Raw genomic sequence first — 14,998 nt, 5'->3', positions numbered from 1 at the left:
GCCGCCTCAGGGCTCGCTCCACGGCTCCTCCCCGGCTTCCTCCGGGCTCGCGTCGCGGAAACGGCGACGGTCGCGCGGGGAGCGCGGCGGGGAGTCGGCGAGCCGCATCACCGTGCCGTCGCGACCCGCGACCACCGGCTTGAGGGAACGGGCGGCCTTCGCCCGGTACTGGGCCGCGTCCGCCAGCCGGAAGAGCCGCCGGGCCGAGTGCACCTGCCCGATCGGGTCGCCGGTCGACGCCACCCCGCAGGCGACACCCTCGCCGAGCTCCAATTCCTTCGCCCTGGCGCACAGTTCGCCGGCGACGTCCACCACCTCGTCGGCGGTGGGCCCCACCGCCACCAGACAGAACTCGTCCCCGCCGAGACGGGCCGCCAGCGTGCCCGGCAACATCGCCCCGCACAGCGACAGGACCGAACCGAACCGCTCCAGCAGCCGGTCCCCGACTGCGTGGCCCTGGGTGTCGTTCACCTGCTTCAGCCCGTTGACGTCGCACACGACGAGGCTGGCCACCACACCGTCCGCCCGGTGCTGCTCCAGCGCCTCGTCGAGTCGCGTGTCGACCGCGCGGCGGTTGGCGAGGCCGGTCAGCGGATCGGTGAACGCGAGTCGGCGGACCTCCTCGAGCCGCTCCGTCTGGGCGATCCCCGCGGCCACGACGGACGCCAGGACCGTCGCGAAGTCGGCGTCGTCCCGGTCGAACACCGGCGCCCCCTGCGGCCGGGCCACATACAGCTCGCCCCACGCCCTGCCGTGCAGCACGATCGGCGCGACGACGCAGCACCCCCGGCCGCGACGACGGAGCGCCGCCGCCCTCTCCCACAGGACTCCGTCCGTGGGAGGCGCCCCCTGGCGGCGGTAGCCGTGGCCGGCTGTCGCGGGACCCGCCGCGGTCTCCACCCAGGCTCCCCCACAACGCTCCGCGCGTGGGAGGGTCTCCCACTCCCCGCCGCCCGCCCAGCGCTCGTGCAGGAACTCGGTGATCTCGGGGAAACGGTTCACCGGGTAGGTCTCCGACTCGGGGAACTCCTCCTCGTCCGGAGTGCGTTCGCCGGCGTTGACGAGCACCCTCAGCCGCCCGCGTTCGCGTTCCCACACGGAGAGCGCCGAGAACGACCCGGCGAGCGCGCCGCACGCGCCGAGAGCCGCCGCCCGCCAGCAATCGCGCGGGGTCTGGGCGGCGGCCATCGCCTGAGCCAGCGCCACCACGGATCGCAACCGCCCATCCACAGCCATTCACCCAGCTTAGGGAGGTTTCGGGCGATTTGATCAGTTGGAGTGGACCGAGCCGGTCGCGCGCCCGCGATCACCCGCTTCCACCCTTTTCCGCCAGGCGCTCACTCACCGGGCCACTGCGGCTTGCGCTTCTCATTGAAGGCAGCCACACCCTCCGCCCGGTCACCGGAGAACGCGGTGGCCCGCCACGCGGCGTCCTCGACCTCGAGACCGGCCCGCAGGTCCAGCCCCTGCCCGAGCCGCATGGCCTTCTTCGCGTTGCGCAGACCGACCGGCGAGTTCACGGCGATCCGGGCGGCGAGCGCGAGCGCTTCCGTACGGGCGTCCTCGGCGAGGATGTCGACGAGCCCCAACTCCCGCGCCTCTCCGGCCTCCACGCGTCGCGCGCTGAAGACGAGTTCGGCGGCACGGGCGGCGCCGACCCGGCGCGGCAGCAGCTGCGTACCGCCGCCGCCGGGAATGACGCCGACGGACACCTCGGGCAGGCCCACGAGGGCGGTCGCGTCGGCGACGATCACGTCGCAGGACAGCGCCAGCTCGAACCCCCCGCCGAGCGCGAACCCGTGCACCGCGGCGACCGTCGGCATGGGCAGCTCCAGCACACCGGTGTAGGCGGCACGGGCGGTGGGCCGCTGTCGGACCAACTCGGCGTCGGAGAAGGAGTTGCGCTCCTTGAGGTCGGCGCCGACGCAGAAGGCGCGCTCGCTGCTCGACGCGACGACGGTCACCCGCACGTCCCCGTCCGCGGCGAGCTCGTCGCAGGCCGCTCCGATGGAGCGTGCCATCTCGGTGGAGACGGCGTTCATGGCCTTGGGCCGATCGAGGACGAGCTCGGCGACATGGCCCTGTTCGTGCCTGCGCACGACGACGAACTCCCCGAACCGCTGCTCGGACTCCGACATGGCACCCTCCCGGTTAACGATGGTTCACCGGATCATAGGCCGGGCGCGATTCCCCCATCGGCGGGCGGGCCGAGAAAGTCCGCGGGCCCGGACAGGCCGCCGGGCCGCAGGGGGTGCGAGGCGCGGGGTTTCGGGGACAGAGCCAGTCCCCGGTCACGGGAAAACAGCCTGCCGCAGGCGCTACGCGCCCGCCCGCCTCACGACGGCCGGCGCGACAGCAGCCACGGCTCGACGACGCCCAGACCGCGGACCGGCCGCTGCCACATCGGCTGCAGGGCGAAGCGGTACGTGGGGACCTCCCGGCCCTCCTTCTCCGCCTTCAACGCCTCCTCCGCGGCCTCCGCCTCGGACGCGGGCGCGTCGCCGGTCCTGATCAGCTCCTCCGCGAACGCCCCGTCCACCAGTACGGCGTCCTTCGGCGCTATCGACGTCAGCCGGCTGGCCAGGTTGACCGTCGTGCCGAAGACGTCACCCATGCGCGTGGTGACCGTTCCGAACGCGATGCCGACCCGCAGCGCGGGCATCGACTCGTCGTCCGTCATCGTCTCGATGAGCCGCAGGGCGATCTCCGCCGCGGTGCCCGCGTCGTCCGCCGCGTACAGCACCTCGTCACCGAGGGTCTTGATCAGCCTGCCGCTGTGCGCCGCCACCAGGTCCGCGCAGGTGGTCTCGAAGGACTCGACGAGCTCTCCGAGCTCCTCCTCCTCCAGGCGGCGGGTGAGCCGGGTGAAGCCGACCAGGTCGGCGAAGCCGACGGCGAGCCGGCGGTCGACCATCTCCTCGTCGTCCGCGGCCTGCACGACGCGTCCGGTCGCCGCGGCCAGCTGCCGCCGCCAGACGTAGACGAGAAACTCCTCGAGCTCGGGCAGGAGCAGCTCGACCAGGGGATAGGTGACCTCGGTGCGGGTCATGCCGGGCTCGGGGGGCTCGGTCAGGCCCTCCAGGAAGGAGTCGATCTGCCAGTCGGCCAGTCGGGCGGTGGTCTGGCCGGTCGAGCGGGCCACCTGGATTGCCATCGGCTCGCTGAGCAGGCCCGCCTCGACGAGACCGGCGAGCCGTCGCAGAGCGAGAACGTCCGCCTCGGTGAGCGCCTTGGCCTGCCCGATGTCGGCGAAGCCCATGGCCCGCCAGAAGCGGGCGGCGAGCTCCATGGACACTCCGGCGGTGCGGGCGGCCTGGAAGGCGGTGTAGCGCCGCTCGGCGCCGAGGATCAGCTGTTCCAGCCGGATCGCCAGCGGGTCGTCGGAGGGCTCAGCCGTGTGGTCGACCTCGTGATGAGGCGTGGGGTGCACCGAGCCTGAGGATCCGGACGACCCCGAGGAAGCACCTGAGGACCCGGAGGACGACCCTGTGGGCCCGGATTGCCCCGATGACGAGGCGGACGCGCCGGAAGAGCCGTCCGACGGCGGCTGCGCGCCCGCGCCGGAAGTGGTGTCGTCGACGGTCACCAGCCGCCTCCTGCCCGTTCCCTGCGCAATGCCCTGCCGATCTGTCGCTCGATCGCCTCAACGATACGGCAGGTGTGCCCTGGCTCACGTCCGGACGGCCGGGCCGGTTCGTCCAGGGCCACGCCGGTGGGCTCCGGGTACCGCTATGGGGGGCCCTCAGTCCGACGGCCGCAGATGCACGATGTCGCCCGCGCTGACCGGGTGCCGCTGCCCGTCCTGCGTTGCCAGCACCAGCCTGCCGTCGCCGTCCAGGGCGACGGCCTCGCCGGTCACGGACGTGCCGCCGGGCAGCTCGGCACGCACCTGGCGCCCGAGGGTCGCGCAGCCGGCCGCGTATGCCGCCTGGAGGCCGCAGGCGGCGGGGTCGCCGCCGGCCGCGCGCCAGTCGGTGTACCACTTCTCCAGGGAGCGCAGCACGGCCCGCAGCAGCGGGTCGCGGTCGGTGGACACGGCGTTCGCGAGGCCCAGGGAACCGGCCGCGGGGACGGGCAGTTCTTCGGATTTCAGGGAGACGTTGATGCCCATGCCGAGCACCACCGCGTCGTCCCCGGCACGTTCGGCGAGGATGCCGCCGGCCTTGCGCTCCTCGCCCTTGACGGTGACCAGCAGGTCATTGGGCCATTTGAGGGACATGTCCACGCCCGCGGCCCTCGCCAGCCCGGTCGCGGCGGCAACCCCGGCGAGCAGCGGCAGCCAGCCCCAGCGCGTCGCCGGCACGTCGGGGCCGGGCCGCAGCAGCACGGAGAAGAAGAGGCCGGAGCGCGCGGGCGCGGTCCAGGTGCGGTCGAGCCTGCCCCTCCCCGCGGTCTGTTCCTCGGCGACCAGCACCGCACCCTCGGGCAGCGCGGCCGCCCGTGCCGCCAGGTCGGAGTTGGTGGAGCCGGTGGCGGCCACCAACTCGAGCGAGGTCCACAGGCCGCCGGGGACGACGATGCCGCGACGCAGCGCGGCAATGTTCAGCGGGGGCCGGTCGAGGTCGGACCAGCGGCTGTCGGGCGCATGGGGAGGCGTCATGCAAGCCAGGTTAGGTGTGGCCAACGCCGCACTGCCGAACGGTATCCGCGCCGATACGCTACGGGTCAGTAGCAACCGATCGTTAACACGTCCCCGTAAGCCGTCCCCGTGAGCAGCCAGGGAGCCGCATCCCGATGTCCGAGCCGGAAGAGATCGCCCTCTCACCTGACCCGAGCAGCCACACCACCGCAGGAAAGATCGCGGATCTTCAGCGCCGTATCGAAGAGGCGACGCACGCCGGCTCCGCCCGCGCGGTGGAAAAGCAGCACGCCAAAGGCAAGTTGACGGCCAGGGAGCGGATCGACCTGCTCCTCGACGAGGGCTCCTTCGTCGAGCTGGACGAGTTCGCCCGCCACCGTTCGACCAACTTCGGCCTGGAGAAGACCCGGCCGTACGGCGACGGTGTCGTCACCGGCTACGGCATGGTCGACGGCCGTCCCGTCGCCGTCTTCTCGCAGGACTTCACCGTCTTCGGCGGTGCGCTCGGCGAGGTGTTCGGACAGAAGATCATCAAGGTGATGGACTTCGCGCTGAAGACCGGCTGCCCGGTCATCGGCATCAACGACTCCGGCGGCGCCCGCATCCAGGAAGGCGTCAGCGCGCTGGGCATGTACGGCGAGATCTTCCGCCGCAACACCCACGCCTCCGGCGTGATCCCCCAGATCTCGCTGGTCGTCGGCCCCTGCGCGGGCGGCGCGGTCTACTCCCCCGCCATCACCGACTTCACGGTGATGGTCGACCAGACCTCGCACATGTTCATCACCGGCCCCGACGTCATCAAGACCGTCACCGGTGAGGACGTCGGCTTCGAGGAACTCGGCGGCGCCCGCACCCACAACACCACCTCCGGCGTCGCCCACCACATGGCCGGCGACGAGAAGGACGCGATCGAGTACGTCAAGTCCCTGCTGTCGTACCTGCCGTCCAACAACCTGTCCGAGGCGCCCTCGTTCCCCGAGGAGGCGGACACCGCCGTCAGCGCCGAGGACCGTGAGCTGGACACGCTCATCCCGGACTCGGCCAACCAGCCGTACGACATCCGCACCGTCATCGAGCACGTCGTCGACGACGGCGAATTCCTCGAGACGCAGGCGATGTTCGCCCCGAACATCACCACCGGCTTCGGGCGGGTCGAGGGCTTCCCGGTCGGCATCGTCGCCAACCAGCCGATGCAGTTCGCCGGCTGTCTGGACATCAACGCATCCGAGAAGGCCGCGCGTTTCGTGCGCACCTGCGACGCGTTCAACGTCCCGGTGCTGACGTTCGTCGACGTCCCCGGCTTCCTGCCCGGCGTCGACCAGGAATACGGCGGCATCATCCGCCGCGGCGCCAAGCTGATCTACGCGTACGCGGAGGCGACCGTCCCGCTCATCACGGTCATCACCCGCAAGGCGTTCGGCGGCGCGTACGACGTCATGGGCTCCAAGCACCTGGGCGCCGACCTCAACCTCGCCTGGCCGACCGCGCAGATCGCCGTCATGGGCGCCCAGGGCGCGGTCAACATCCTGCACCGCCGCACCATCGCCGCCGAGGCCCCGGAGAACCAGGAAGCCACCCGGGCCCGGCTGATCCAGGAGTACGAGGACGCGCTGCTCAACCCGTACACGGCCGCCGAACGCGGCTACATCGACGGCGTGATCATGCCCTCCGAGACACGGGCACAGATCGTGAAGGGCCTGCGCCAGCTCCGCACCAAGCGGGAGAGCCTGCCGCCGAAGAAGCACGGGAACATTCCCCTGTAAGGCTCCGAAGTACGAGGAAGGGACACGACGATGATCAAGGTCGTACGAGGAAACCCGACCCCCGAGGAGCTGGCAGCCGCACTGGCGGTGGTTCAGGCCCGTGCCGCGGCGGTCCAAGGCGCCGCGGCCGGTGGCCCTGCGCTGCCCGAAGGCTGGTCGGACCCCGCGCGGATCGCGCGCAGCAACAGGCCGCTGCCCGGGCCGCGGGCGTGGGCGCGCAGCTACTGGCCGGTCTGAGGGTGACGGGAAGGCCGGGCCCTCGAAGGGAGGGCCCGGCCTTCGCGCTGCCCAGCGCGGTGATCGCCGCCGCGGCCTGCGACGAGGAATGCGCGGACGTCGCACCTCGGGGAGTGGGCACCGGTGGCAGAACGGGCCTCGCTCGCGGCGAGCTCCCGCCGGGGACGGACCCGCTGGAGGACGTACGGGCCATCTGCGCGCCGCTGTACTGCCTGCCGCTTCACCGTCAGCCGCGAGAACGCGCGGCGGCGGGGGCGGCGGGCGCGTTCGTGGTTTGAGTACGCGTACTCAGGCGCGTGGACGTCCTCGCCAGCACCATCGAAGGCATGCTGTGGTCCGACCCGAAGAACGAGCCCCCCAAGGAACTGCGCGACATGCAGGCGATGCTGCGTCGCGCTGGCCTGCTGCTGGCGCTGGCGATGCTGGTGGCCATGCTCGCGGCGGGCCTCCGCTGACGCCGAACCGCACCTCCAGCCCGCCGCCCCGGCCCCCGGGCAGGACCGGCAGGACCGGCCCCTCCAGCCCCGCCGACGTTTGAGGCGCGGGGGCACAATCAGCCTCGCCGGAGTTTGAGGCCTGGGGCTCGGGGCTCGGGGCCTCGACGGGCGGGGGCCCAGTCAGCCCTGCGCACTCGAGGCGCGGAGCTCGGGGCGAAGCCCCGACAAGACCGGTCCCTGAGGCGCGGGAGCGCATTCAGCCTCGCCGGCGCTTGAGGCGCGGAGCTCGGGGCAGAGCCCCGACGGGCGGGGCCCTCCAGCCCCCGGCCCGACGAGACCGGCTCCAGCCTCGCCGGCGCTTGAGGCGCGGAGCTCGGGGCGAAGCCCCGACAAGACCGGTCCCTGAGGCGCGGGAGCGCATTCAGCCTCGCCGGCGCTTGAGGCGCGGGGCTCGGGGCAGAGCCCCGACAAGACCGGTCCCTGAGGCGCGGGAGCGCATTCAGCCTCGCCGGCGCTTGAGGCGCGGGGCTCGGGGCAGAGCCCCGACGGGCGGGGCCGGGTCGGGGCCCGGGCCGGCCGACTCCCGGCTCGCCGGGTCCGGGCGGAGCCCGGTTCGGGAAGGGGCGGGGTGGGGAAACGCGCCGCCGCCTACGATGACCCCCATGACCCCGCAGCACCCACACCCCCGTCTCGTCCTCGCCTCCGCCTCCCCCGCGCGCCTGAACCTGCTCCGGCAGGCCGGCCTCGCGCCCGAGGTGATCGTCAGCGGCGTCGACGAGGACGCCATCGACGCGCCCACGCCCGCCGAACTCGCGCTGGTGCTCGCCGAGGCGAAGGCCGCGGCCGTCGCCGCGCGGCCCGAGGCCGCCGGGGCGCTGCTGATCGGCTGCGACTCCGTCCTGGAACTCGACGGCGAGGCGCTCGGCAAGCCCGCGGACGCCGAGGAGGCGACTGCCCGCTGGAAGGCGATGCGTGGCCGTGCGGGCGTGCTGCAGACCGGGCACTGCGTGATCGACACGGCGACCGGCCGCCGGACGTCGGCGACCGCGTCGACCGTCGTGCGGTTCGGCGAGCCGACGGACGCCGAGATCGCGGCGTACGTCGCGAGCGGCGAACCACTGCACGTGGCGGGCGCGTTCACCCTCGACGGCCGCTCGGCCCCGTTCATCGACGGAATCGACGGCGACCCGGGCAATGTCATCGGACTCTCGCTGCCCCTGCTCCGCAGGCTCTTCGCCGAGCTGGGCTTCTCGATCACCGACCTCTGGGCCGCTCCCGCGGTCTGAACGGCCGCAGCCTCAGCCCAGCCGACGCCGCCCCGGAACGTCTCAGCCAGCCGACGCCGCCCCGGAACGTCTCAGGCCGGCGACGCCGCCCCGCCGACGGGCGGCGCTGCCGGTCCGTCCTCTCCGTCCGCCTCCCGCGATGGCCGCTCCTGGCCGTACGCGATCAGTGACGCCACGATCAGACCGAGCACCACCATCATCCAGGCGAACGCGGTCCATCCGACCAGACCCACCGTCAGCGCGCCCAGCACCCCGTGCAGGACGGCCAGGCCGATGAGCAGGATGCGGGTGAGGCGGCCGGGTGCCCGGTCGCGTACAGCCACCACCAGCAGCAGGACACCGCACAGCGCGAGGAGCAGGCCGGTCCCGATCCCCAGCCCCCAGGTCGCGGTCACCATCACGTCCGGATCCAGGCCGTCGAGCGACATCCGCTGGGCATCGACGAAGGTGGCCATGACGCCGTTGAGCACGACGATGCCGACGGCCTCCACCAGCAGGACAAGCGCAGCCACTACGGCCACCGGTCTGCGCACCACGGCGCCCCCAACCCTCTGTGTAACCGGAAGTACGTACGACAGCCGCGAGGCTACTGATCGGTAAACGCTGCGACAAGAGCCGCGGCACGCTCGGTCCCAGGGCAAAGAATCATTGGGCCATTCGTAGGGACTCCACAAAGAAACCCATTCGGCCGCTGACCTCGCAGACAGAGACCTTGGCCACACCGGAGGGCTACTGTGCGGGAGAGGAACCCGTCGTACCGTGGTGCGACAAGGGATTTCGCGATCGAGCGAGCCTCGAATCACGCTCCGTGTGGGCAAGCTCACCATTGGGGACGGGTCGAAAGGCCGTGTCGGCAGTCCCTAAACTCAGCTTGTTTCAAGGAGGGAGCCATCGTGCGCAAGGTGCTCATCGCCAACCGTGGCGAAATCGCTGTCCGCGTTGCCCGTGCCTGCCGGGACGCCGGGATCGCAAGCGTAGCCGTCTACGCCGATCCGGACCGGGACGCTCTGCATGTCCGCGCGGCCGACGAAGCGTTTGCCCTGGGCGGTGACACCCCGGCCGCCAGCTATCTGGACATGGCCAAGGTGCTTCAGGCCGCGGCCGATTCGGGAGCGGACGCCGTCCACCCCGGATACGGCTTCCTGTCCGAGAACGCCGAGTTCGCTCAGGCGGTCATCGACGCGGGCCTGACCTGGATCGGCCCGCCGCCGCAGGCGATCCGCGACCTGGGTGACAAGGTCGCCGCTCGTCATATCGCGCAGCGCGCTGGTGCGCCGCTGGTCGCGGGCACGCCCGACCCGGTCTCGGGGGCCGATGAGGTCGTCGCGTTCGCCAAGGAGCACGGCCTGCCGATCGCGATCAAGGCCGCCTTCGGCGGTGGCGGTCGCGGCCTGAAGGTCGCCCGCACCCTCGAAGAGGTGCCGGAGCTGTACGACTCCGCGGTGCGCGAGGCCGTCGCCGCCTTCGGGCGCGGCGAATGCTTCGTCGAGCGCTACCTCGACAAGCCGCGTCACGTCGAGACCCAGTGCCTGGCCGACTCGCACGGCAACGTGGTGGTCGTCTCCACACGTGACTGCTCGCTGCAGCGCCGCCACCAGAAGCTGGTCGAGGAGGCTCCGGCGCCGTTCCTGTCAAAGGCGCAGAACGCCGAGCTGTACCGCGCGTCGAAGGCCATCCTCAAGGAGGCCGGTTACGTCGGCGCCGGCACGGTCGAGTTCCTCGTCGGCGTGGACGGCACGATCTCCTTCCTGGAGGTCAACACCCGACTGCAGGTCGAGCACCCGGTCACCGAAGAGGTCACCGGCATCGACCTGGTCCGCGAGATGTTCCGTATCGCCGACGGCGAGGAGCTGGGTTACGACGACCCGGCGGTGCGCGGACACTCGTTCGAGTTCCGCATCAACGGCGAGGACCCGGGCCGGGGCTTCCTGCCCGCCCCCGGTACCGTCACCACCTTCGCCGCGCCCAGCGGGCCGGGTGTGCGTCTGGACGCGGGCGTCGAGTCCGGCTCCGTGATCGGCCCGGCGTGGGACTCCCTCCTCGCCAAGCTGATCGTGACCGGCGCGACGCGCGAGCAGGCGCTGCAGCGCGCCGCGCGTGCGCTGGCGGAGTTCCAGGTCGAGGGCATGGCGACGGCCATCCCGTTCCACCGCGCGGTCGTGACCGACCCGGACTTCACGGCGGACCCGTTCCGCGTCCACACCCGGTGGATCGAGACCGAGTTCGTCAACGAGATCAAGCCCTTCGCCGTCGTCGGGGACGGGGAGGAGGAGGACGAGTCCGGCCGCGAGACCATCGTGGTCGAGGTCGGCGGCAAGCGCCTCGAGGTGTCGCTGCCGTCCTCGCTCGGTATGACGCTGGCGCGCACCGGCCTCGCGGCGGGCGCCAAGCCGAAGCGCCGGGCCGCGAAGAAGTCGTCGTCGGCCGCGTCCGGCGACACCCTCGCCTCCCCGATGCAGGGCACGATCGTCAAGGTCGCCGTCGAGGAGGGCCAGGAGGTCAAGGAGGGCGACCTCGTCGTCGTTCTCGAGGCGATGAAGATGGAGCAGCCGCTGAACGCGCACCGCTCCGGCACGATCAAGGGCCTCGCGGCCGAGGTCGGCGCGTCCCTCACCTCCGGCGCGACGATCTGCGAGATCAAGGACTGACCCTCGGTCCGCTCGATCCGAGCCTCGGCGAAGGGCCCACGGCATCCGTGCTGTGGGCCCTTCGTCATGGGGCGCCCTGCGCATAGGACGTCCCGGCGTCCGTACCGGCCCACCGCAGCCGCCGCCGTCGCCGACCGCCCGTTCCGGATCTTCCGGCATCCTTGACGGCGTGACCGACACCAGGCCCAAGCGCGCCGACGCGCGACGCAACTACGAACGACTGCTGACCGAGGCTCGCGCCACGTTCGCGGAGCGCGGCACCGACGCGTCGCTCGAGGAGATCGCGCGCCGCTCGGGCGTGGGCATCGGCACCCTGTACCGGCACTTCCCGAACCGCCACGCCATGATGAACGCCGTCTTCCAGGAGGCGCTCACCGCGCTGCTGGAGCGCTCGCACGAACTGGCCGGCGCGGAGCAGCCGTGCACGGCGCTGGTGGAATGGCTGCGCGCCCTCGTCACCCACGCGGGTGAGTACCGCGGGCTGGCCCGCGCACTGATGTCGGCGTCCCACGACGAGGACTCGGCCCTCACGGCCTGCAGCGTCCCCCTCCGCCAGGCCGGCGAACGACTGCTCGTCCGGGCGCAGGAGGCGGGCTCGGTACGGGCCGACGTCTCGATCGCCGACCTGATGCAACTGACGAACGCGATCGCCCTGGCGGCGGACCAAGCCCCGGAGGACCCGGAGTTGGCGGACCGCCTGCTGACTCTGACCCTGCGTGGCCTGCGCGCGGACTAGCCGCCCAAGGCGCCCCTGTCGTGGGGGCGCCCCCGGGGAGGGTCAGCGACGGCGGAGGTCCGCCACGCGGGGGCGGTCCGGGAGCGTGTCGGAGGGCAGCGCGCTGCGGAGGCCCGCGCGGGTGCGACGTTGCCCGGGGAGCGGCACATCGTGCCGCGGCCCCGCCGCCGCACCCCCGCCGCCGGCAACGGCGATCTGCACGCCCTGGTCGGCCAACGCCTGCAACTCCGTCGCCGCCCGCTCGTCGTGCGCCGGCGGCTCGTCCGTCACGAGGCGCGTGATCACGTCCGTCGGCACCGTCTGGAACATCGTGTCGGTGCCGAGCTTGGTGTGGTCCGCCAGGACCACGACCTCCGCCGCCGCCTGGACCAGCGCCCGGTCCACGCTCGCCGAGAGCATGTTGGACGTGGACAGGCCGCGTTCGGCCGTGAGCCCGCTCCCGGACAGGAAGGCGCGGGAGACACGCAGTCCCTGCAGGGACTGCTCCGCGCCGCTGCCCACCAGCGCGTAGTTGGAACCGCGCAAGGTCCCGCCCGTCATGACGACTTCGACCCGGTTGGCATGCGCCAGCGCCTGCGCGACCAGCAGCGAGTTGGTGACCACGGTCAGTCCGGGAACGCGCGCGAGCCGGCGGGCCAGCTCCTGCGTCGTCGTTCCGGCGCCGACCACGATGGCCTCGCCCTCTTCGACGAGGGCCGCCGCGAGATCGGCGATGGCCGTCTTCTCGGCGGTCGCGGACAAAGATTTCTGCGGGAAGCCGGACTCGCGGGTGAACCCGCCCGGCAGTACCGCACCGCCGTGCCGGCGGTCGAGGAGTCCTTCTGCCTCCAGTGCCCGCACGTCACGCCGTACGGTCACTTCGGAGGTCTGGACGACGCGGGCGAGCTCACGGAGCGACACGGCTCCGTTGGCGCGCACCATTTCGAGGATCAACTGGCGACGTTCTGCAGCGAACACGGAACTGACAGTAACCCCACCGCCCGTCGGTTTTCAGCTCCATGTGCCGAATAGCGGAAATTGCGCACTTAAGAGGCCGCCAACTGATATAGGCGGCCCCAAAGTTGATCGCGCTCCGCGTGGAGTGCCCGGGGTTCGCCGGGTTTAGCCCTCGCCTGCCGTCTTCCGGGTGTGCAACTGACGTGCCACCTCGGCGATCGAGCCCGACAGAGACGGGTACACGGTGAAAGCGTTTGCGATCTGTTCCACCGTCAAGTTGTTGTCGACCGCGATCGAGATGGGGTGGATCAGTTCCGACGCGCGGGGCGAGACGACCACGCCGCCGACGACGATCCCCGTGCCCGGACGGCAGAAGATCTTGACGAAACCGTCCCTGATGCCCTGCATCTTGGCCCGGGGGTTGCGCAGCAGCGGCAGCTTGACGACGCGGGCGTCGATCTTGCCCGCATCGACGTCCGCCTGGCTGTAGCCGACGGTCGCGATCTCGGGGTCGGTGAAGACGTTGGAGGACACGGTCTTCAGGTTCAGCGGGGCGACCGCGTCGCCGAGGAAGTGGTACATCGCGATCCGGCCCTGCATCGCGGCGACCGACGCCAGCGCGAAGATGCCCGTGACGTCACCCGCCGCGTACACACCCGGCGCCGACGTGCGCGACACCCGGTCGGTCCAGATGTGGCCCGAGTCCTTCAGCCGCACCCCGGCTCCCTCGAGGCCCATGCCGGCCGTGTTCGGGACGGCGCCGACCGCCATGAGGCAGTGCGTGCCGGAGATGACCCGGCCGTCGGAGAGCGTGACCTCCACCCGGTCGCCCACGCGCTTGGCGGACTCGGCGCGGGAGCGGGCCATGACGTTCATGCCGCGGCGGCGGAAGACGTCCTCGAGGACGGCGGCGGCGTCGGGGTCCTCACCCGGCAGCACGCGGTCACGGGAGGAGACGAGGGTGACCCGGGAGCCGAGCGCCTGGTACGCACCCGCGAACTCGGCGCCCGTGACACCGGAGCCGACCACGATGAGCTCCTCGGGGAGCTCGTCCAGGTCGTACACCTGCGTCCAGTTGAGGATGCGCTCGCCGTCGGGCTTGGCGTCGGGGATCTCGCGCGGGTGGCCGCCCGTCGCGATGAGCACGGCGTCCGCGACGAGCGTCTCCTCCGTGCCGTCCGCGGCTCGCACGACCACCTTGCGGGAGCCGTCCATCGCCTGCTGTCCGTCGAGCCGGCCGCGGCCGCGCATGACGCGCGCACCTGCCCGGGTGACGGACGCGGTGATGTCGTGGGACTGGGCGAGCGCGAGACGCTTGACGCGTCGGTTGACCTTGCCGAGGTCGACACCGACGACGCGGGCGGCCTGCTCGATGTGCGGGGTGTCGTCGGCCACGATGATGCCGAGCTCCTCGTAGGAGGAGTCGAAGGTCGTCATCACCTCGGCGGTGGCGATCAGGGTCTTCGACGGTACGCAGTCGGTGAGCACCGACGCCCCGCCCAGACCGTCGCAGTCGACGACGGTCACCTCCGCGCCGAGCTGGGCGCCCACGAGGGCCGCCTCATATCCGCCGGGTCCGCCACCGATGATCACGATCCGGGTCACGAAAAAGTCCGCCTCGCATTGTCGATCCCGGCCCGCCTGCCCGCTCTGCCGGGGGTCCGGGGTGCCCCCGGGGGAATGCAGTACGTACTTCATTGTCCCGCATCGTTCAGGCGTTCTCCCTCCGGGGCCTCCCTATGGCCACGACCACGAAAGTTGTCATGTCCTAGGCCCGCCGGACCCCGCCGCGCGGGCAGGTTCCCGCCCCCCTCCCGTACCCTCGACCCCATGTCGCTCTACGCCGCGTACGCCGGCAACCTCGACGCGCGGCTGATGTCCCGCCGCGCACCGCACTCACCGCTGCGCGGCACCGGCTGGCTGAACGGCTGGCGGCTGACCTTCGGCGGGGAGCAGATGGGCTGGGAGGGAGCGCTCGCCACCATCGTGGAGGCGCCACGCTCGCAGGTCTTCGTCGCGCTGTACGACGTCGCCCCGATGGACGAGGACTCCCTGGACCGCTGGGAGGGCGTCGGCCTCGACATATACCGGCGCATGCGGATCCGTGTGGACACACTGGACGGCGAGGAACCGGCCTGGGTGTACGTGCTGAACGCGTACGAGGGCGGCCTGCCGTCCGCCCGCTACCTGGGCGAGCTGGCGGACGCGGCGGAGTCGGCGGGTGCGCCGCACGACTACGTGATGGAACTGCGCAAGCGCCCCTGCTAGCGCCGCGCCCCCGCGGGGCTGCCATGGCCCCTCCCCCGCGTTCGTCGGAAACGACAAGACAACGATCCGAAGACCGTGGGCTGCGTCATCTACGCGCGTAGGCCATCC

14 protein-coding genes are annotated in these 14,998 nt (G+C 71.9%); 7 read left to right on the top strand and 7 right to left on the bottom strand.

Going from position 1 to position 14,998, the window contains the following annotated elements:
• Positions 1-6 precede the first annotated feature (6 nt).
• The 4 genes from ACIQ7Q_RS02110 to ACIQ7Q_RS02095 form a co-directional block, all read right to left on the bottom strand.
• Entirely contained in the window at positions 7-1,236 is a 1,230-nt protein-coding gene (locus ACIQ7Q_RS02110; RefSeq protein ID WP_403855303.1) for a diguanylate cyclase domain-containing protein, read from the bottom strand.
• Between the two features lie 101 nt (positions 1,237-1,337).
• The gene (locus ACIQ7Q_RS02105; RefSeq protein WP_403855301.1) at positions 1,338-2,138 is read right to left on the bottom strand and encodes an enoyl-CoA hydratase/isomerase family protein; all 801 of its coding nucleotides are present in this window, start codon (positions 2,136-2,138) and stop codon (positions 1,338-1,340) included.
• Positions 2,139-2,335: 197 nt separating this feature from the next.
• Complete coding sequence (locus tag ACIQ7Q_RS02100) at positions 2,336-3,586, bottom strand: adenylate/guanylate cyclase domain-containing protein (protein ID WP_403855299.1); 1,251 nt, start codon at positions 3,584-3,586, stop codon at positions 2,336-2,338.
• Between the two features lie 156 nt (positions 3,587-3,742).
• Positions 3,743-4,600 carry a biotin--[acetyl-CoA-carboxylase] ligase gene (locus ACIQ7Q_RS02095; protein WP_403855297.1) on the bottom strand — a complete coding sequence of 286 codons (858 nt, stop codon included), beginning with the start codon at positions 4,598-4,600 and terminating at the stop codon, positions 3,743-3,745.
• Between the two features lie 134 nt (positions 4,601-4,734).
• On the opposite strand from ACIQ7Q_RS02095, the gene ACIQ7Q_RS02090 reads away from it, so the two are divergent.
• From ACIQ7Q_RS02090 to ACIQ7Q_RS02075, 4 genes are all read left to right on the top strand, one after another.
• Positions 4,735-6,342, top strand: a complete 1,608-nt coding sequence (locus tag ACIQ7Q_RS02090; RefSeq protein WP_403855295.1) for an acyl-CoA carboxylase subunit beta — start codon at positions 4,735-4,737, stop codon at positions 6,340-6,342.
• 30 nt (positions 6,343-6,372) lie between these two features.
• Positions 6,373-6,579 (top strand): acyl-CoA carboxylase epsilon subunit, encoded by a 207-nt coding sequence (locus ACIQ7Q_RS02085; RefSeq protein ID WP_403855293.1) that lies wholly within the window; start codon positions 6,373-6,375, stop codon positions 6,577-6,579.
• A 326-nt stretch (positions 6,580-6,905) separates the two neighbouring features.
• On the top strand, positions 6,906-7,034 hold the full coding sequence (gene mmpB, locus ACIQ7Q_RS02080; protein WP_356636139.1) for a morphogenic membrane protein MmpB: 129 nt from the start codon (positions 6,906-6,908) through the stop codon (positions 7,032-7,034).
• Positions 7,035-7,678: 644 nt separating this feature from the next.
• Positions 7,679-8,302, top strand: coding sequence for a Maf family protein (locus ACIQ7Q_RS02075; protein WP_403855291.1), 624 nt, complete (start codon positions 7,679-7,681; stop codon positions 8,300-8,302).
• A gap of 71 nt (positions 8,303-8,373) precedes the next feature.
• Here the strand turns inward: ACIQ7Q_RS02075 and ACIQ7Q_RS02070 are convergent, their stop codons facing one another.
• Positions 8,374-8,814 (bottom strand): hypothetical protein, encoded by a 441-nt coding sequence (locus ACIQ7Q_RS02070; RefSeq protein WP_403855289.1) that lies wholly within the window; start codon positions 8,812-8,814, stop codon positions 8,374-8,376.
• A gap of 381 nt (positions 8,815-9,195) precedes the next feature.
• On the opposite strand from ACIQ7Q_RS02070, the gene ACIQ7Q_RS02065 reads away from it, so the two are divergent.
• Positions 9,196-10,950, top strand: coding sequence for an acetyl/propionyl/methylcrotonyl-CoA carboxylase subunit alpha (locus tag ACIQ7Q_RS02065; protein WP_403855287.1), 1,755 nt, complete (start codon positions 9,196-9,198; stop codon positions 10,948-10,950).
• A 169-nt stretch (positions 10,951-11,119) separates the two neighbouring features.
• Positions 11,120-11,686 carry a TetR/AcrR family transcriptional regulator gene (locus ACIQ7Q_RS02060; RefSeq protein WP_403855285.1) on the top strand — a complete coding sequence of 189 codons (567 nt, stop codon included), beginning with the start codon at positions 11,120-11,122 and terminating at the stop codon, positions 11,684-11,686.
• Between the two features lie 42 nt (positions 11,687-11,728).
• Here the strand turns inward: ACIQ7Q_RS02060 and ACIQ7Q_RS02055 are convergent, their stop codons facing one another.
• Both ACIQ7Q_RS02055 and ACIQ7Q_RS02050 read right to left on the bottom strand, forming a co-directional pair.
• A complete protein-coding gene (locus ACIQ7Q_RS02055; protein ID WP_403855283.1) occupies positions 11,729-12,643 on the bottom strand; it encodes a DeoR/GlpR family DNA-binding transcription regulator in 915 nt (304 codons plus the stop codon).
• A 144-nt stretch (positions 12,644-12,787) separates the two neighbouring features.
• Entirely contained in the window at positions 12,788-14,227 is a 1,440-nt protein-coding gene (locus ACIQ7Q_RS02050; protein WP_403855281.1) for an NAD(P)H-quinone dehydrogenase, read from the bottom strand.
• Between the two features lie 225 nt (positions 14,228-14,452).
• On the opposite strand from ACIQ7Q_RS02050, the gene ACIQ7Q_RS02045 reads away from it, so the two are divergent.
• Entirely contained in the window at positions 14,453-14,890 is a 438-nt protein-coding gene (locus ACIQ7Q_RS02045; RefSeq protein WP_403855279.1) for a gamma-glutamylcyclotransferase, read from the top strand.
• Positions 14,891-14,998 lie beyond the last annotated feature (108 nt).

This window comes from Streptomyces sp. NPDC096176, assembly GCF_044763255.1.
GTDB lineage: Bacteria > Actinomycetota > Actinomycetes > Streptomycetales > Streptomycetaceae > Streptomyces.
This window is presented reverse-complemented; position numbering and strand designations above follow the sequence as displayed.

Bases quoted from the DNA above. Each gene is read 5' to 3' on its own strand.
- ACIQ7Q_RS02045 (WP_403855279.1), top strand. From the start codon at position 14,453: ATGTCGCTCTACGCCGCGTACGCCGGCAACCTCGACGCGCGGCTGATG.
- ACIQ7Q_RS02110 (WP_403855303.1), bottom strand. From the start codon at position 1,236: ATGGCTGTGGATGGGCGGTTGCGATCCGTGGTGGCGCTGGCTCAGGCG.
- mmpB (WP_356636139.1), top strand. From the start codon at position 6,906: ATGCTGTGGTCCGACCCGAAGAACGAGCCCCCCAAGGAACTGCGCGAC.
- ACIQ7Q_RS02105 (WP_403855301.1), bottom strand. From the start codon at position 2,138: ATGTCGGAGTCCGAGCAGCGGTTCGGGGAGTTCGTCGTCGTGCGCAGG.
- ACIQ7Q_RS02085 (WP_403855293.1), top strand. From the start codon at position 6,373: ATGATCAAGGTCGTACGAGGAAACCCGACCCCCGAGGAGCTGGCAGCC.
- ACIQ7Q_RS02075 (WP_403855291.1), top strand. From the start codon at position 7,679: ATGACCCCGCAGCACCCACACCCCCGTCTCGTCCTCGCCTCCGCCTCC.
- ACIQ7Q_RS02095 (WP_403855297.1), bottom strand. From the start codon at position 4,600: ATGACGCCTCCCCATGCGCCCGACAGCCGCTGGTCCGACCTCGACCGG.
- ACIQ7Q_RS02090 (WP_403855295.1), top strand. From the start codon at position 4,735: ATGTCCGAGCCGGAAGAGATCGCCCTCTCACCTGACCCGAGCAGCCAC.